The following is an 18,485-nucleotide window of genomic DNA, read 5'->3' as shown; positions in this document are numbered from 1 at the left end:
CTTCGCGCTACTGCGCAGCCGAGGCGTATTCCGAATGGCGCGGGGACGCGAAGCACCGCTTCGCGCTACTGCGCAGCCGAGGCGTATTCCGAATGGCGCGGGGACGCGAAGCACCGCTTCGCGCTACTGCGGCGCAAGCCTCAACCTCACCCACAAAAAACGCCGGCCTCCTTGCGGAGACCGGCGTTTTTTGCGGTGGGTGAGGCTAGCTTATTGCTTCACCACTTTCAGGTTCTGCACCTGGCCCGAAGGCAGGGTCAGGCGTACGAGGTACATCCCGGTTTTCAGGTCGCCGAGCTGGGCTACGGCGAGGTCGGTGGTGCCGGCGGTCACGTCCAGCGACTGCTGACTAACCATGCGGCCGGTCATGTCGGTGATGCGGAGCTGGCCTTTGCCGGCATTGGCCGACTGGAAGGTCAGGTGCAGCTGCTCGCTACCGTTGAGGGGGTTGGGGTAAGCAACCAGCGCGGTTTCGGCGGCTTTGCCGATGAAGTTCACGGCTACCGGATTGAAGAACGTCTCTTTGCCGTCCAGGTCAATCTGGCGCAGACGGTAGTAGCGGGTGCCGCTCTTGTTCGCCTCGGTATCGATGTAGCGATACTGGGTGGTGCGGTTCGTGTTGGGCGAGGCGCTTGGTACCGAAGTCAGGGTACGGAACTCCTTACCGGTGGTCGAAACCTGCACGTCGTAGCCACGGCTGTTCTGCTCCGAAGCCGTTTCCCAGGTCACCAAAGCATCGGTGCCAACGCGCTTGGCGTCGAATGCCGTGAGGCGTACGGGCAGCGGGTTCTCGACATCGCCGAGGGTGAAAGTAGCAAAGGTGCGAACCCCGGATTTCGTGACGAGGTTATTTGTCACGTCAACCGGGCCATCGCGGCCTACCAGGCCGAAGGTATTACCCGAATTGGTCGAAACGAAAATGGTCAATCTATCTTCTGGAATGCTGCTCGTACCGGGGGTGAAGGTATTGGGGCCGTTCAGGTTCATGGTTTCGCTGTCGCGGTAGCGGAACACTATCGTAGCCACCAGACCGCCGGTGTTGGTTGCAGCGTCGGAAGGACGGACACCGAAGATGCGACGGATACCATAGCGGCCGCTTACCGGCGCGTAAGACTCCACCGTGTTGCGGGTCACATCTACGTTACCGGGATTGTTGACACCGTTGAATGTAACAGTCATGCCCATGTTGCCATACGTGCGGGCTTCGCCTACTAATACGCTGGCACGGCTGGTGCGTGCGAAACCGAACAGATAAGAAGCATCCGTTTCACCCGTAATCTGAGCACCGTTGTTATTGTTGAATACCGTGCGGTCGGTCAGTACTACTACCGACACACTGGGAGTAGCAATGTTCGTTCTCAATACCCCCGCATTGGCGTCGGAAGCGATGCTTAGGTTAACGACGGCAGGCTCCGAACCAGTAGTTACGCCGGTAAGAAAGTTGAGCGAAGTCTGGATGGTCATCACCCCGGCCAGTGTTTTGGTGCCTCCACCCGCAATATCTACCCGGAAGAACGTGCCGCCGGTAATATTCTGGTTGACACCAGTAAACGCTATAATCGTGTTTTCGCGCTGTATGAAGCTGTCGTAGGTGTTGTCGAAGTCACCGAACACTTGTAGCTGACCCACTATCAGGCGAGCAATAGAGCGCGAGGCCTGCGACGTACCACCCAAAATCAGGTTACGTGCTATGGCGGGGCCGGAACCCGTGTTGTCGTAAATCAGCGCACCGCTGGCAGTAGTCACGCGGGTATCAGAGTTGATGTTCGGGTACGGAACGCTGTTGCCAGCACCCAAGTCACGAACCAGGGCGTTTTTGGTGGCATTGGGCACACCGTTGCTCCAGTTCAGCGGGTCGAACCAGTTGTCGTTGCGGGCACCGGTCCAGATGGTCTCGGCTATTGGCGTACCCGTTACCGTAAAGTTGGCGGTGTAAACGTTCGAAGGAGCCGTGGGCGGGTCAGTGATGACGAAGTTGGCACCGGTAGATGCATTCTGACCGTTGGCCTGGTAGTATACGTCGACGCTGTAGGCACCGGCGGCCGTCACAGCCGGGGTAGCCACCAAGTTGGGCTGGGGGTTGATGCCACCTGGGCCGGGGTCGAGGATGAACGTGCGAACACCATTCGATACCGGGCCCGACTGCGTCAGGTTGATGGCCTGGAAGGCACCGCCGGGCGTGCTGGTCAAGCGGGTGCGGTAGTAGAGAATGACGTTGGTGATGGTATTCGGACCGGCTTCGGTGGTGGTAACGGTAGTGGCATTCAGACGCAGCTGGCCGTTGTTCACATTGTAGTCGGAGCCGCCGTTAGCCGGGTCGCTCAGGTTAGCCCCCTGGAAAGGACGCGGGGTGCTGGGGTTGATGTTGTAAGTAACATCGGCGTTGCCATTTGGGGCGATGCCGATGGTGTTGGCCGTGATGGTGGACGGCGGGGTTTTGGTGCCGTCTACGTCAAACGTGGCGTTGTAGCCTTGGTTGGCCGGGCCGTTGTCGGTAGCAGTATTAGGGAAACCGCCGCCGTTTTGAAAGGTAGCCTGGTAAGAGATAGAAAGGATATAACCGTTGCCAGCAGTCTGAATTGGCGTAATCACGTTAACCGTGCCCGTCGTCAGTTCAAAGGTGCGGACGCCACTAGCGGCTGGTGCAGTCGGGTTCAACTGCAACATACCATTGGCAATCACAGCGAAGTTAGAAGCATAAACGATGTAATTCAGGTTTACGCCGTTCACTACGCTGGTACCAGTTGCGGTCGTGGTAACAGAACCACCTTTGAGAACAAGAACACCATCATTGATATTAAAAGACGGGGTAGCACTTGAGCTAGGCTTCTGGTCAGTCAGGAAGGCACCGTTGAACACCGAGCCGGTGCGCGACACGGGGCCGTTGCCTTGGTCCACAATAACGTTAGGGTTAGAGAAAGTAACCCCGTTTACGGGCGGCGTAACTCGGGTAAAGACCGAACGACGAATAAGCGACACGAGCGACCCACCGGTAACAAAGTTATCAGTCGCTCTAAACCGCACATCAAAGCGATTGGAAGTTCCAGGAGAAGCCGAGCCCACTGCCGCTGCCAACAGGTTCTGGTTCGCAGCACTCAAGGTGAAAGTACGCACATTGCCAGCGCCGAGTACGCCGGTACCCAAATCAATGGAAGTGGCGTTGTTGGTGAAAGTAGCTGGGAGTTGGGCGGTAGCTAAAGTACCCGGAAATACTCGGAAAAGCAGTTCGCCTTGGTCGTATACAGCACCACCGGTTTCCTGAACAGTCAGCGTAGCCCCGTTAATCTGGAACACTTCCGACGGAACCGACGAATCAAACGTGCCAAAATCCCGGTCGAAGAAATTAGTAAGACCGGCCGTGCCAGCCTGCGTGTTGAAAGTGCCGGAGGTACCACGCACGTTCAGGGTGACGGTATTATCTGTAATCTGCGCCACTGCCGACTGTGACGCACCCAGTCCGACAAACAAGGCGAACAGCGGGATAAGGGAGCTTAAGAAGCGACGCTGTCGCAGTAGCTTCTGAGTAAAGGTTAATGTTTGCATGGAATTGGAAATTGGATGAAATAAAGAGAAAAACGCGTTAACTCGCGTATTGGCGACGAGGCGCATATACGCAAAGGTAAAAAAAAGGTCTGACGGTTCTGAAAATATTTAAACAAATGCTCGTTTTGTCCAAAAAAAGTATTTGTTACAGTTCTGCTTTAAATTCGGTGGGCGTTGTGTGCTACCGGCTTAACCACCAGCTTGGCCCGCCAAAAGAAAAACGGAGTTAGTGTACGACGCTGTACGGAACAGACGCCAAAGCCTTTTTCTCGGCGGGTAGTTCCACGCCCAGCAAATCATGTACACTTACCCGAATTTTATTGGAGAGTTGGGTGATGGGCAAATCGTTGCTATCGTAGCCAAACGGGTTTTCAATCTCATTGCCAATCATCTCCAGCCCAAGCATGGCGTAGGCCCCAATCATGGTGATGGGCACCATCCACCAGCCGCAGGAGTCGACGAGCACCAACGGCATGACCATGATAAAAATGGTGATGTAGCACTTGATAAAAAAGCTGTAGGAGTAGGGAATGGGTGTAGATTTGATGCGTTCGCAGGTGCCGTTCACGGTCATCATACCCAGGTAGTGCTGCTTGATGTTGATGAGGTGGATGGGGTCGAAAATCTGAACCTGGCGCAGCTGCTCCACGCTTTCCATGAGCACGGCGATGATGGTGGAGCACACGCTTTCGGCCTTTTGCAGGCGCTCGATGATGTCGGGCGTGGCCTCCATCTTATCGAAGCGCACGCGGTTGCGCAGGCTGCCTTCGAGAGCAATGGGGAAGTTGGAGATGAGGGCGGCGAAGTAGCGGCGGCTCGATTTGGCTTCGCGGGGCAGCAGGGCATTCATTTCCATGGCCAGGCCCCGGCAGTGCGACACGAGCTGGCCCCACACGCCCCGGCCTTCGTAGTACCGGTCGTAGGCGGTGTTGGTGCGGAACACCAGCAGCAGGCTGAGCAGAATGCCCAGGATGGAGAGGTACTCGCGCCCAATGCGCACGTTGAGGGTGTGAAAATCGAGGCTGACCACGGCAATGGCCGAGCCGTAGGCTCCCACCAGCGCCACGCGCTTCAGCAGCAAACGAATAACGGCGGAAGTGTGAAAGTGCCACAAGGCGCGCCACCAGTCCCCTCCCTGATAAACAATCATCTGAGTACTTGAATTTTTAGTCCTGCAACGGCAAAGGCACGGCCGAGGTTAGCCCAGGGAAAAAACATAACAGTAGAAGCAGTAGAAGCACAGTAGTTCAGGAATTGACCGTGCCAGGCTGGCCCGCGGCAACGCCTAATCACAGGTCATGCCAGTTTTATAACTGCCGGTACCTGGTGCCCCCGGCGGCAGTGCCCTAAACCGACTATAGCGGGTCAGGGACCAGAATTGCACCGCCAATTGCACTGAATAAAAAGTTGTTTATTTAAGTAAGGCTTTGCTTAGCTATAGCCAATCGGGCCGCAAAGGTACAACAAGCCAGACCAGTAGCCTACGATTTCACCTACTCAAGGGCGAGAAGCGGGGCCGTTCGGCGGCGAGCAGTTTTCTTTGTGGCTCACTTAGCCCTGGCATGGAACTACTCAAGCATTTTCTCGACATTATTCTCCACCTCGATGTGCATCTCAAGCTGCTCGTGCTGGAATACGGCAACCTCATCTACGTCATTCTGTTTCTCATCATCTTCACTGAGACCGGGATTATCGTGTTTCCTTTCCTGCCCGGCGACTCGCTGCTGTTCGTGGCCGGCACGCTGGCCGCCCAGCCCAACCCCGAAACCGGCCAGCCCCTGCTCAACGTGGGCATCCTCATTCCGCTGCTGATGGCGGCCGCCTTCATCGGCGACAACCTCAACTATATGGTGGGCGACTACCTGGGCCCCCGGGTGTTCCGCGAGAACTACAAGTTTCTGAACCGCAAGTACCTCGACCAGACCCAGGCGTTCTACGCCAAGCACGGCGGCAAAACGATTATCATGGCCCGCTTCGTGCCCATCGTGCGCACGTTTGCGCCATTCGTGGCCGGCGTGGGCACCATGACGTACCGCTACTTTGCGACCTACAGCGTAGCCGGCGCGGCCCTGTGGGTGATTTCGCTCACGCTGGGGGGCTACTTTTTCGGCAACATCGCGTGGGTGCAGAAGAACTTCACGCTGGTGATTTACGCCATCATCCTGCTGTCGGTACTGCCGCCGCTGTGGTCTTTCCTGAAGAGCAAGCTGGCAGGCCGTAAGGCCGTAGCGTAAAGGAGCGGCAATATTGGTTTGCCTTATCCCGAATGTTCTGCTGTAGCGCGGACTTTGTAGTCCGCGAGTCTGCGCCGTTACAACGACCAAACGGCGCAGACTCGCGGACTACAAAGTCCGCGCTACACCTTTAGCGGCGCTTCGCCGAAGGCACGGCGTAAGAGCCGCTATTTCTATTTCCGGATTATTCGCTTCTCCCGTCATCTTCCTCCCCAGCCATGCGTCAGTTTGGGCTTATTGGCCGCACCCTCAGCCACTCGTTTTCGCAGACTTATTTCAACCAGAAGTTTTACTCGCTGGGCCTGGCAGGACATACCTACGATTTGTTCGAGTTGGCCAGCATCGGCGAGCTGCCGGCGCTGCTGGCGGCGCACCCCCAGCTGGTGGGCCTGAACGTGACCGTGCCCTACAAGGAAAGCGTGACCACCTACCTGGATGAGCTGGCCCCCTCGGCCCGCCGCGTGGGAGCCGTGAACGTGATTGAGCGCCGGCCCGATGGCTCGCTGCTGGGCCACAACACCGATGTGGTGGGCTTTCGGGAATCGGTGCGGCAGTTTTTTCCGGCCCCGTCCGGCAGCCGGGCTCTGGTGCTGGGCAACGGCGGCGCGGCCAAAGCCGTGGTAGTGGCCCTCAACGACCTGGGCATTGCCCACTGGACCGTGACGCGCAACCCAATGGACGCCGGCCTGACCTACGACGACCTCACGCCGCCACTCATTACCGGGCACCAGCTCATCATCAATGCCACGCCGCTGGGCACCTACCCGCACACCGACCAGTGCCCGCGCCTGCCCTACGAGGCCCTCAGTGCCCACCACTACCTCTACGACCTGGTGTACAACCCCGCCGAGACCCTGTTTATGCAGCGGGGCCAGGCCGCCGGGGCGCACACCAAAAACGGCTTCGACATGCTCCAGCGGCAAGCCGAAGCCGCCTGGGACATCTGGAACGGCCGCTAGGGTGCGGTAGCGCTGGTAGCTTGGCGCAGGCCTTATTGAGTAGTCGTTCAAAAGCAAACGGGTTGTCAGTTACTCGTTGTTATTTGTCAGTCAGGCGATTGCCATCCTACCAACAGCTGACAACTAATGGCCAACAACTTAGAGCATCAGAGCAGCTTGCGGGTTAGTGTATGGTTTTCGAAGGATATAAAAAATGAAGCGTTAAAAATTTGGCTGTCAAATTTTTAACGCTTCATTTTTTATATCCTTCACCACAGCGGAAACTGCTTTATCTTCAGAAATGCCGCCAGTGGTGAAACCGGGTTGCAACCTTTTGGCCGCGCCGGGCATCCACAGGTAGCAGGCCCGCCACAGGCCTGTTTTTTACCCAATCGAACTCCCTTCCTATGCTGCAAAAAATGACCTTCTCTATTTTATCTTCCCTGGCCGGCGCGGGTACCCGGCAGCGGGCATGAGCGCCGCGACGTGGTTCGCGTTCGGGGCCGACGACGCGCTGCCCAACCAACCCGCGACGGCCCCGCGCCTCACGGCCAGCCGGAGCACGGCCGTGACCAGCCCGCCCACCGAGGCCGAGCTGATTGACGGCTGCCTGCGCGGCCGCCAGCTGGCCCAGAAGCTGCTTTACGAGAAGTATGCCGGCAAAATGATGGCCGTGTGCCTGCGCTACGCCCAAACCACCTTCGAGGCCGAGGACGTGCTGCAGGAAGGCTTCCTCACGGTATTCCGCACCCTGGGCAGCTTCCGCCGCGAGTGCCCGCTGGAATTCTGGGTCCGCCGTATCATGATAAACGCAGCCCTGCGCCAGCACCGCCGCAACGCCTCGCTGGTAGCAGTGAGCGACGGTGAATACCCCGAAACCCTGGCCAGCGAAGAATTTACCCTCAGCAACTACAACTTCCAGGAGCTCCTGACCATGGTGCAGGAGCTGGCCCCCCGCTACCGCATGGTCTTCAACCTCTACGCTATTGAAGGCTATACGCACAAAGAAATTGGTGAATTATTAAGCATAACGGAGGGCACGAGCAAGTCGCAATATTCCCGGGCCCGCGTTATCCTCCAAACTAAACTGGAGCGCCTCGGCACTCCAACCCGCCATGTCAGCTAATCCTATCGACCAGAACACTACGCCTAACCCTACCGGTAACCTGGAGGAATTATTCCGCCACCACCTGGGCGAAGAGGCCGCCGTGCCCCCGCGCCCCATGCTGTGGGACCAGATTGATAACTCGCTGCTCATTCGGCAGAACGAGATTTATCGCCGCCGCCTCGCGGCCACGCGCTGGGTAGCCGCGGCCAGCCTGCTGCTGGCTTCGCTGGCGGGCACGGGCTGGTGGGTGGGCCGCGATACAACGCTGAGCCGCAGCGAGGTAGCTGCCGTGCGCAACCCGGCCGCTACGCGCCCGGGTGCGGACGCCGCTCCTGCTTCGGCCGCCACAAGCCGCCGCGTGACGGCTGCAAGCAGCTCCGCCGCCGCCACCATGGCTGCCGCCGCCGCGGTAGCTGCTAACCCGGCTCCCGAAACTCAGCGCATCACCGGCCGCGCAGCCACCGCACTCACCGCAGCCAGCGCCCGCGAGGCAGTGGCCGCAACCGCCGCTGGCCGCGCTACCGGTTTTGGGCCGGTTTCGGCTCCGCGAAGCGCTGAAGGGCGCTATACCCCTGCTGCCCGCTACGGCGGCAGCCGCCGTTTCCAAACGGGTCCGGCAGCCACAGTTGCGGCAGCTACCGCGACTTTTGCAGCCCGCGCAACCCCGGGCACTGCTACTTCGCCCGCTGCTGATGGCACCATGAGTAGCGACAAGCAAATGGCTGCCGTGGTCGCTACTTCGGCTACTACTGGTTCGGCGGCGGCTACGGGCGGCGCGGCTGGCAGCGGCACAACAACTACCAGCCTGGCAATTACCGCGCCTTCGCTGCTTGGCCCGACTTCCACCGCTTCGGCAATGGCCGCTGAGCCAACCGGTCTCGCCGCTCGCTCCGCTTCCCTGGCTTTGGCCGATGCGGAAACGCTGCCGGCCGGCCTGACTACGGTGGCGGTGCCCACCGAAGTACCCGCCGCGATTGATGCCCACCGCTGGCACTACAGCACCAGCTACATGGCCGGCGTGTTCAATCCCAACATCAACTTCTCGCGCACCGGAATCGAGCCCGAGCACGACTACGACTCCAGCCCGGCTTTCGGCATCAACTCCCCGACCCTGACCGAAAGCGCCGCGACCGAATACCGCAACAACCTGCGGCCGGGTTTCAGCCAGCGCCTGGCCGTGCTGGCTACCCGCCACCTCAGGGGCCATTGGTCGCTGAGCACGGGCATCGAGCTTAATCAAGCCACCGCCCGGTCAGCCTCGTCTTCGGCTTTTGTGGGTGAGCAATTGTTCGACCTGGGGCAGTCTGCCCGGCCCATGCAAACCACCAATTTCCGCTACCGCCTGGCTAGCGTGCCGGTCGAAGTACGCTACACCGACCCCGTAAAGCGTGGCTGGAGCCTCTACGGCCGCCTCGGCGGCGTGGTGAGTGCCCTGCTGGGCGTGCGCAGCGATGTCGAAGGCAACCCCGAAGCCACGCGCACTTACTCCATCCTTTCGGCCGGCACGCCCTACCGGCGGGTACTGGCCAGCGTGCGCGGCGGCGCGGGGGCCCAGTTCCGCGCTGGTACCGGCAAGTGGGCCCTGTCGGCCGGGCCCGTGGCCGACCTCGGCCTGGTTTCCCTCAATGCCCACCCCGCGCAGAGCTACCTGGCCCGAAGCCACCCGTACACGTTTGGGGTAGAGGCCGCCATCGAGTTCGGGCGATAATACCGGGGCTTTTCATTTCCGACGAAACCCAATATCCTCCTTATTGGTTAAGGTAGGCTGACCTTTGCGGCTAACCTTTTCCAATGCATGGAGTACCAACTGACGTCTGAATTTAAGCCCACCGGCGACCAGCCCACGGCCATTGCCAAGCTCGTGGAGGGCGTGAACAACGGCGACTATGCCCAGGTACTGCTCGGAGCCACCGGCACCGGCAAAACCTTCACCATGGCCAACGTTATTGCCCAAACCGGCAAGCCGGCCTTGGTGCTCTGCCACAACAAGACGCTGGCCGCCCAGCTCTACGGCGAGTTCAAGGCGTTTTTCCCCAACAACGCGGTCGAGTACTACATCAGCTACTACGACTACTACCAGCCGGAGGCCTACATCGCCAGCACCGACGTTTTCATCGAGAAAGACCTGGCCATCAACCAGGAAATCGAGAAGCTGCGGCTACACACCACCTCCACCCTGCTCAGCGGGCGGCGCGATGTGATTGTCATTGCCTCCGTATCGTGCATCTACGGCATCGGCAACCCCGAGGAATTCGCCAAAAACGTCATTTTCCTGAAGCCGGGCATGCGCTACACGCGCAATAACCTGCTCTATCAGTTCGTGCAGATTCTGTACTCGCGCACCGAGGTGGAGTTCACCCGGGGCTCGTTTCGGGTGAAGGGCGACACGGTGGACGTGTTTCCGGCCTATGCCGACTACGCCATTCGCATCTACTTTTTTGGCGATGAAATCGAGTCAGTGCACAAAATTGACCCCGTGAGCGGCAAGAAGCTGAGCGACGAGGCCAGCGGCGTGGCGCTGTACCCGGCCAACCTGTTCGTGACCGGCAAGGACACGCTGAACGCGGCTATCAAGCAGATTCAGGACGACATGGTGCAGCAGCACGCCTACTTCGAGAAGGAAGGCCGCGACTCCGAAGCCAAGCGCATCCTGGAGCGCACGGAGTTCGACCTGGAAATGATTCGGGAGCTGGGCTACTGCTCGGGCATCGAGAACTACTCGCGCTATTTCGACGGGCGCACGCCGGGCTCGCGGCCGTTCTGCCTGCTCGACTATTTCCCCGACGACTACCTCTTGGTAGTGGACGAGAGCCACGCCACCATGCCCCAAATCCGGGCCATGTGGGGGGGCGACCGCAGCCGCAAAACCGCCCTCATCGAGTACGGATTCCGCCTGCCCTCCGCCCTGGACAACCGGCCGCTGACCTTCAACGAGTTCGAAAGCATGTACCGGCAGGCCGTTTTCGTATCGGCCACGCCCTCCGACTATGAGCTGGCCCAGGCCGGCGGCGTGGTGGTGGAGCAAGTCATCCGTCCCACTGGCCTGCTCGACCCGGAAATCGACATTCGCCCCAGCGTGAATCAGATTGATGACCTGCTGGACGAAGTGGATGAGCGGGTAAAAATGGGCGACCGGGTGCTGGTAACCACCCTCACCAAGCGAATGGCCGAGGAGCTCAGCAAGTACATGGACCGCCTCGGCATCAAGGTGGAATACGTCCACTCCGACGTGAAAACGCTGGACCGGGTCGAGATTCTGCGCAAGCTGCGGCTGGGCGAAATCGACGTACTGATTGGCGTGAACCTGCTGCGCGAAGGCCTCGACCTGCCGGAAGTGAGCCTGGTCGCCATTCTCGATGCTGATAAGGAAGGTTTTCTGCGCGACCAGCGCAGCCTGATTCAGACCATGGGCCGCGCGGCCCGAAATGACCGCGGCAAGGTCATTATGTACGCCGACCGCATGACCGGCTCCATGCAGCGGGCCATCGACGAGACGAACCGCCGCCGTGCTACCCAGGCCGCCTACAACGAAGAGCACGGCATCACGCCGCGCACCGTGCGCAAGAGCCACGCCGAAATCCTGGGCCAAACCTCCCTCTCCGACTACCGCGTGCTGGATACCATAGTCTATTCCGGCCCCGACTCGGATGGTGCCCTGGCCTTGGCCGCCGAGCCCGTGGTGGCCATGATGAACCGCACCGAGCTCGAAAAGCTCATCAAAACCACTGAAAAGCAGATGGAGGCCGCCGCCAAGGAGCTCGACTTCCTGCAAGCCGCCAAACTGCGCGACGAGCTGGCCGCCCTCAAAACGATGCTTAAGGGCAAGCGCGAATAGCTGTTTACAACATCGGGCCATTACCACAATAGCTTCAGGAGAGCTGCTGTGGTGATGGCCCAATTCTGTAAATAACGTAGCGGTAAACTGTTCTTACAGGTAGTCCGACTTACTGAGCTTAGCGACAACGTAGCCGGGCAGCGCGTGGGTTTTGTCGTACTCCAACAGCATCTTATACAGTTCTCCGTTGTTGAAGCGTGCAAACTTGCTAATGGCGAGCGCGGCCGGCAGCACCGTAAACACTACATAGCCTAGTGGCGTAATGGTGAAAGTGCGGGTGCCGGAGGCATCGCTGGTAGTACCGGTTTGCGAGCTTAAAACACCAAGTACCGTTCCCCCGCCAATCAGCCAGACTGCGCCGCCCGTTTGCTTACGGCCGAACATATGCACCGCCGCACGCGCCTCTTTATCAGTTGCGTAGCGTTTATTCAGATAGTCTTTGTACTTGCCCGGCACTTGGGCAGGCATCATCAGCGGGGCATCGGCCGGGGCGGCCATTGCAGTTACTGGCGCGATAGCCGGAGTGGCCGGAGTAGCCGAAACCGGAGTTTGGGCGTGCGCCGAGAGCGCGCAAATGCTGAGTGCGCCAACGACAAACCGAAAGCGGGTAGAAAACGACATAGTGGACTGGTTGGTAAGGAATGATGAATACTACTCCGCAATTGATTTTACATAAATCACACTCGCGGGGATAGCGCAGCAAAAATAGGCTGCGGACAGGAGCAATCAATTCTCCAATCACCAAAATAGTTGAATGTCATCTCTCTGATGAATAATAGCTGCCGTAAATCTGCGGGCACTCACTTGGGCTGCTTATAGAGCACACCGCCTTTCATCACCAGCTGCACCTGGCGCAGGGCGGCCACGTCCTGCGTAGGGTCGCCGGCCACGGCTACCAAATCGGCCAGCAGGCCGGGGCGGATGCTGCCCCGGTCGGCGAGGTGGAAAATCCGGGCGTTGCCGCTGGTGGCCTGCCGCAGCACTTGCAGCGGTGTGAGGCCGTAGTCGCGCACCAGCAGTTCCATTTCGCGGGCATTGTCGCCGTGGGTAAACACGCCCACATCGCCGCCCATTACCAGCGTTACCCCCGCTTTCAGGGCGGCGGCCATGCTTTGGTGCTTTTGCTCGATGCGGGCCGGCATGGGGTCCTGGCCCTTGTGCCAGCCTTTGTACTGAGCTGTGGCATCGCCGGCGGCCACCGTAGGGCACAGCGCCACGCCGCGCTTCTTCATCAGCGCGAAGATTTCGGGCGTGCCGCTGTCGCCGTGCTCAATGGTTTCAACCCCGGCCAGGATGGCCCGACGCATGCCCTCGGGCGTAGTAGCGTGAGCTACCACGCCCCGCCCCGACGACCGCGCCGTTTGCACGATGAGCGTCAGCTCGTCCTGCGAAAACGTGGGCTGGGCCGAGCCATCAGCTCCCCAGCGGTAATCAGCGTACACTTTGATAAGGTCGGCCCCCTTGCCAATCTGCTCGCGCACCGCCCGGATGATGCCATCCACGCCATCCGCCTCCTGTGCACCCTGGGGCACATCCGCATCTCCCGAGAGCTTAGGGCCATAGCTGCCGGTAGCCACCAGGGCACGGGTAGCCACCAGCAGGCGGGGCCCGGGGATGATGCCTTGGTTGATGGCCTGCTTCAGCCCTACGTCGGCGTAGCCGGCACCTTCAGTACCAAGGTCGCGGGCCGTGGTGAAGCCGGCCAGCAGCGTGCGCTGGGCGTGCGCCGTGGCCCGGGCCACGCGCAACGCCTGCGACTCCAGTAGCACCTGGTCGTTCCAGGATGTTTCGTTGTAGGGATGCAGCAGCAGGTGCGAATGCCCTTCAATCAGGCCCGGCAGCAGCGTAAGCCCCGGTAAGTCGTAGACGCGGACACCTGCGGGCCGGGCAACCTGCGCGGCCGGACCGGCGGCCGTGATTCTATCGCCCTCGACCAGCACCACCCAGCCCGAATGAAAATCCTGACCATCGAATACAGCCGCTGGACGCAGCAATGCTACTGCGCTGGGCGGAGGAAGCGCTTGGGCTTGCCCGTCAAAAGTCAGCCCCAACAGCAGCAATGCCCAACAAGTAGCCCTTGCCTTCACTCTCAAATACGTGCTGCCAGCATCCTGCAGTTGATTAAATAGCTGGTTCATAAACCGAAAATAAAACCTTAGTTCTCTTAATATCCTCATCAGGGCATGCAATTGTTTTTTTCAAACTAATTACACTCTTCTACAGGCAGTTACCTTCTCCTATCAAAGCAGATAATGCTGAGCTAACTGCCGAAACGCTGCTATTTGAGCTTCCTCCCACTTTGCATCGCGCCCCAATTCCTGAGCCAGCAATTTTGCAACGAGTGGAGCTATTCGAATAGCGGCCGCAGCATCCAGGAATAGCACCCGTACCCGACGGGCCAGCACATCCTCAACGGTGCGAGCCATCTCAAAACGAGCCGCCCACACCACCTCCGCTTTGGTAAATTCCAATGCATCATCCAGCTTCTCTCCCAGGTCCGGGTGGTCAGCCATTAGCTGTTCCAAAGCCGGCCGGTCGCTGCCATACACGTAAAGATGACTACTCGTATCCGTTATCAGCTGCGCACCGTGGATAGCCAGGTGGGCTGTCTGAGATTGAGAAGCCGGCAACTTCCCCAACGCAATGGCCCGGTCTACTACATCCTCCGCCATGCGCCGATAAGTAGTCCACTTACCACCAGTAATAGTAATCAGCCCTGCCTTCGACACTAAAATCTGGTGTCGACGCGAGATATCCTTAGTTGCCCTGCCTCGCCCCGAACTCACCGCTAACGGCCGTAAGCCAGCAAACACGCTAAGTACATCCTTCCTTTTAGGAGCCTTGACCAAATACTTAGCTGCTGTGTCGAGAATAAAGTCTACTTCCTCTTCCAACGCCTGCGGCTCCGGGCTTGGCTGAGCCACCAACGTATCGGTAGTCCCCAGCACGACGCGATTATGCCAGGGTACCGCAAACAGCACTCTTCCGTCGGTGGTCTTAGGTATCACCAAGGCATTCTTCCCTGGCAGAAAGGTCTTATCTACTACAAGATGAATTCCTTGGCTCGGTCGCACTATTGGCGCACTCCCGGGGTCATCCATCTGTCGGACGTCATCTACAAAAACGCCAGTAGCATTAATTACCGCTTTAGCCCGCAACTCATAGCCAACTCCCGTTTCCACATCCACAGCCACTACACCAGCTACCGCGCCCTGTGCATCTTTCAATATCTCTCGAACTTCAATATAATTGAGCACTATGCCGCCTGATTCCACTGCTGTCTGGGCTAGGTTGATGGCAAGCCGCGCATCATCAAATTGCCCATCGCAGTAAACGACACCTCCTCTTAGCTCTTCTTGCTGAACATTAATAAGCTGATTTACAACTTGTTTTTTACCCATATAACCAGAAGCTCCCATGGCACGCTTGCCTGCCAACAGGTCGTATAACTTCAGGCCAATTGCATATTTAACCACTTCCCACCAATTGTAGGCAGGAATGACAAACGTTTGAGTCCGGACTAAATGCGGTGCATTCAGCAGCAATAACCCTCGTTCATGCAATGCCTCACGTACCAAACGCACATCTCCTTGCGCCAGGTAGCGCACTCCGCCATGCACGAGCTTGGTACTTCGGCTGGAAGTACCTTTTGCATAATCTGCCTTCTCCAGCAATAAAGTCTTATACCCCCTACTAATCCCATCCAACGCCACCCCTAAACCCGTAGCGCCACCCCCAATCACAATCAAATCCCAAGCCTCAGAATCAGCTAGTCGCCCAATTAAATCCACTCGTCGAAAGGAATTAGCAGCGATTTTATTATCCATAAGGAGATGAGTAATGACTTCTCAATCTCCTACAAAGTACTTCACCCTGGTTAATCTAGCCGCTTGCCACGCGGGTGGAGACTGGCGAAGGCTATCCATGAGGTGGTCCAGTTAAGCAGGAGAAAATTGGGTGATATCGGCAAGTTGTTGTTGGTGAAATTGATAAGGCCTCTGATAGCTAATACTGGAGTGGCGACGCTCATGGCTGTCGTAGTAAAAATAGGCCGCGACGCGGGCCTGTGCATCGGCTAAGTCGGCAAAAAAGGGCCAGTCACGAGCTTCGAGTTCTTCAGTTTTGAGGCGCGAACACAGGCACCCAAAATCTTTAGTCGGTTTTCAGTCTGGTCCTTGTCGTAGCATTCGCCGCATCGGCTGGGGGAAAGCTGCGCCTGGGCTTCGCGCAGCAGGGCTTTGTAGGCGTTGCCCACGTATTGGCCGCCGCGGTCGGAATGCACCTCCAAGACAGGGGCGGGCCATTGGGACAGCAGCGCCCGCTGCAAAGCGCTGATGACCAAGGCTTCGGTCATGTCGGCGCGCACCTGCCAGCCCACCACATGTTTGGTTCACCCGTCCTGAAGGGTACACAAGTAAGCCCAGGCCCCGCTGGCAAGCAGCAGGTAAGTGATATCGCTCACCCAGTCCCGGTTGGCTTGCGTAGGTCGCGGCTGGTCGCGCGACAAGTTGGGTGCGCAACGCTGCCTATGGGTCGAATCGGTGATGTGCGGGACGAAGGACTTGGGCTGCAAGGCCTTCCGTAGTTGGCGACGCAAGCCTATGAGCAAGGCCTAGCGGCCCACCCGGTGGCCCCGCTCCTGCGACTCAACCTGGAGTCGGCGCGTGCCGTAGCAGCGTTTGTATTGGTCGAAAACCGCCACCATTTCCGTTTCCCAAGCTGATTCGGCTGTTCCCGCAGCCCCGGCCGCATCAGCCAACCGCCAAGCGTAGTTAGCGGCTAGGCACCACGCTCAGCACCCGGCACAGCTGCTGTATGGGATAAAAGGGCAACTGTTGGTCAATGAGTTGCAGGGTACTTATGGAGTCGGGGAATGCGGGAAGACGGGGATGGTTTTTTTAAAATATCGAGCTCCTGCGCCTGTCGTTTGTTTGCGGCGCGCATTGCCCGCACTTCAGCGGTCTATCCGCTTGGCGTCGATATTCAAAGCGCGGAGAGCGGCTAGCGTGGAGCGGCTAGCGTGGAGCGGCTAGCGTGGAGCGGCTAGCGTGGAGCGGCTAGCGTGGAGCAGCTAGCGTGGAGCGGCTATCAATAGCCAGCCGCAAGGCTTTGGCCCGGAGGGCCGCATCATAACGCGGCCGTTTTATAGGAGAGGCTTTTTCCATGGTTTCGGGAAAATAATACCTAATTCTCTTGTATGATTGCCCTGCCTTTCAAGTAGAGAGGTAGCCAGAAAAGGAAACGAGGACACTATTATTCTCTAACGGCGGCTCTTTGGTGTCGACCGTGTACAGGAGAACCTGTGCCTCGTTTCTCGTTTTTGCCTGAAGACTGCACAGTATGGAGGGAGCTCGGTTCGCTTAAGCATCCCGTATTTGTACAAGAATAGTTGCGGTAGAAACCTGACTGGCTGCGTGTTTCATTTATTTCCCCGTTGTTTATGCGCGCTGCTACTTCCCCTGTTACCCCGCTTAAGTATGTCGTGGGCATTGACATTGCCAAAGACACCTTTGTGGCTTGCTTCGGCCATATTGATACAAGCCAGCACTTGTCCTTCGGCAAAGAAACTACCTTTGCGAACACGCTGGCAGGCTTCACGGCGCTGTTGGTCTGGACGGCCAAACAGCAGAGAGTAGCGGCTCCGCAGTGGTTCGTGGTGGAAGCGACGGGCGTGTACTACGAAGAACTCGCCTACTTTTTAGCTAGCAACGGACAAGCCCTAAGCGTTTTGCTCCCAAACAAAGTCAAGCACTTTGCGCAGAGTACAGAGCAGAAGAGTAAAACGGACCAACTCGATGCCCGCCTGCTCTGTCGCCTAGGCCTGGAACGTGCCCTGCCCGCCTGGCAGCCACCCACGCCTGCCCTGCGCCAGTTGCGGGTCCTCTCCCGCGAGCGACAGAGCCTCACCCAGCAGGCTGTTCGACTTAAAGCGCAACGCCATGCTTAACAGCATAGTTATCAGCCGGATGCGCGCACCTTGGACCGGTTGGCAACTCGGCTGCAACTACTTGCTCAGCAGTTAAAAGCGATAGGCCAAGACCTGGCCGCGCTACTGGCTGCCGAGCCAGAATTGGCTCGCAAGCTGGCGCACCTGACTAGTGTGCCGGGTATTGGCCTTACCACGGCTATGGTGGTGGTATCCGAAACCAACGGCTTCGGGTTGATGGAAAACGAACGGCAACTCGCCTCCTACGCCGGCCTGGATGTGGTGCAGCGGCAAAGTGGCCTCTCGGCCGGGGCCACGCGCATTTCGCGCCGCGGTAACGTACGCTTGCGGACGGCACTCTATCTGCCAGCGGTGAGCAGCTTACGCTTCAACCCGCAGCAAATGGCCTTTTACGCCCGGCTACGAGCGCGCCAACCCAGCGGCAAGCCCGGCGTCATTGCCGTCATGCGTAAGCTACTGTTACTCTGCTACTCGCTCTGGAAGAACGACTGCGCCTATGACCCGCACTACCATCCGGCCCATTGCCTGGAAAAAGAAGTAGCCCCGACCAGTTGAGGGGCCGGGGCTACGCAGGATGAACCCAAAGGCTCTCCTTAAAGGTGCCTAAAGGTAAAAAAACTTGCTCACTTCCTTGCTTTTTAACACAGTATCTCCTGTCTTACCCAGCCACCTTACTACTACCCTGTAGCGCCCCTTTTTCCGTCGCGCAACCGTTTACAGTAGCGGCGCAGTGGGCTCTTGGGGCTGGTGTTAAAAGCAAAACCCCCTGTGCGGCTGGTAAAAGCGGCACAGGGGGTTACTCAAATAAGGTTGGCGGCGACCGACTCTCCCACCGGTGAAGGCAGTACCATAGGCGCACCGGGGCTTAACGACTCTGTTC

13 protein-coding genes are annotated in these 18,485 nt (G+C 58.5%); 7 read left to right on the top strand and 6 right to left on the bottom strand.

Annotated features, from left to right (window positions below; genetic code table 11):
- Positions 1–210: 210 nt before the first annotated feature.
- Positions 211–3,543 carry a T9SS type A sorting domain-containing protein gene (locus ABD819_RS20865; protein WP_345127538.1) on the bottom strand — a complete coding sequence of 1,111 codons (3,333 nt, stop codon included), beginning with the start codon at positions 3,541–3,543 and terminating at the stop codon, positions 211–213.
- A gap of 226 nt (positions 3,544–3,769) precedes the next feature.
- Positions 3,770–4,693, bottom strand: a complete 924-nt coding sequence (locus ABD819_RS20860) for a bestrophin family protein (RefSeq protein WP_345127536.1) — start codon at positions 4,691–4,693, stop codon at positions 3,770–3,772.
- 412 nt (positions 4,694–5,105) lie between these two features.
- Between ABD819_RS20860 and ABD819_RS20855 the strand changes: the two genes are divergently transcribed.
- From ABD819_RS20855 to uvrB, 5 genes are all read left to right on the top strand, one after another.
- Positions 5,106–5,777 (top strand): DedA family protein, encoded by a 672-nt coding sequence (locus tag ABD819_RS20855; RefSeq protein ID WP_345127534.1) that lies wholly within the window; start codon positions 5,106–5,108, stop codon positions 5,775–5,777.
- Between the two features lie 218 nt (positions 5,778–5,995).
- Positions 5,996–6,736, top strand: a complete 741-nt coding sequence (locus ABD819_RS20850) for a shikimate dehydrogenase family protein (RefSeq protein WP_345127533.1) — start codon at positions 5,996–5,998, stop codon at positions 6,734–6,736.
- A 451-nt stretch (positions 6,737–7,187) separates the two neighbouring features.
- Entirely contained in the window at positions 7,188–7,841 is a 654-nt protein-coding gene (locus ABD819_RS20845) for an RNA polymerase sigma factor (protein WP_345127530.1), read from the top strand.
- The gene (locus tag ABD819_RS20840) at positions 7,831–9,531 is read left to right on the top strand and encodes a hypothetical protein (RefSeq protein ID WP_345127528.1); all 1,701 of its coding nucleotides are present in this window, start codon (positions 7,831–7,833) and stop codon (positions 9,529–9,531) included. Before ABD819_RS20845 ends, ABD819_RS20840 begins: the two co-directional genes overlap by 11 nt.
- Positions 9,532–9,618: 87 nt before the next feature.
- Positions 9,619–11,658, top strand: a complete 2,040-nt coding sequence (uvrB, locus tag ABD819_RS20835) for an excinuclease ABC subunit UvrB (protein ID WP_345127526.1) — start codon at positions 9,619–9,621, stop codon at positions 11,656–11,658.
- A 93-nt stretch (positions 11,659–11,751) separates the two neighbouring features.
- Here uvrB and ABD819_RS20830 read toward each other — a convergent pair whose 3' ends face one another.
- From ABD819_RS20830 to ABD819_RS20815, 4 genes are all read right to left on the bottom strand, one after another.
- The gene (locus tag ABD819_RS20830) at positions 11,752–12,279 is read right to left on the bottom strand and encodes a hypothetical protein (RefSeq protein ID WP_345127524.1); all 528 of its coding nucleotides are present in this window, start codon (positions 12,277–12,279) and stop codon (positions 11,752–11,754) included.
- A 179-nt stretch (positions 12,280–12,458) separates the two neighbouring features.
- A complete protein-coding gene (locus ABD819_RS20825; RefSeq protein ID WP_345127521.1) occupies positions 12,459–13,652 on the bottom strand; it encodes a metal-dependent hydrolase family protein in 1,194 nt (397 codons plus the stop codon).
- A 246-nt stretch (positions 13,653–13,898) separates the two neighbouring features.
- Entirely contained in the window at positions 13,899–15,485 is a 1,587-nt protein-coding gene (locus ABD819_RS20820) for a glycerol-3-phosphate dehydrogenase/oxidase (protein ID WP_345127518.1), read from the bottom strand.
- A gap of 248 nt (positions 15,486–15,733) precedes the next feature.
- Positions 15,734–16,039, bottom strand: a complete 306-nt coding sequence (locus ABD819_RS20815; RefSeq protein WP_345127516.1) for a DDE-type integrase/transposase/recombinase — start codon at positions 16,037–16,039, stop codon at positions 15,734–15,736.
- 1,059 nt (positions 16,040–17,098) lie between these two features.
- Between ABD819_RS20815 and ABD819_RS20810 the strand changes: the two genes are divergently transcribed.
- Positions 17,099–17,605: an IS110 family transposase gene (locus ABD819_RS20810; protein WP_345127515.1), complete on the top strand. Its 507-nt coding sequence runs from the start codon at positions 17,099–17,101 to the stop codon at positions 17,603–17,605.
- Between the two features lie 123 nt (positions 17,606–17,728).
- Positions 17,729–18,160 (top strand): transposase, encoded by a 432-nt coding sequence (locus tag ABD819_RS20805; RefSeq protein WP_345127513.1) that lies wholly within the window; start codon positions 17,729–17,731, stop codon positions 18,158–18,160.
- Positions 18,161–18,485 lie beyond the last annotated feature (325 nt).

It is taken from the genome of Hymenobacter antarcticus, assembly GCF_039539545.1.
In the GTDB taxonomy this organism is placed as follows: domain Bacteria; phylum Bacteroidota; class Bacteroidia; order Cytophagales; family Hymenobacteraceae; genus Hymenobacter; species Hymenobacter antarcticus.
The sequence above is the reverse complement of the archived record's forward strand: the minus strand, read 5'-3'. Positions and strand labels throughout refer to the sequence as shown.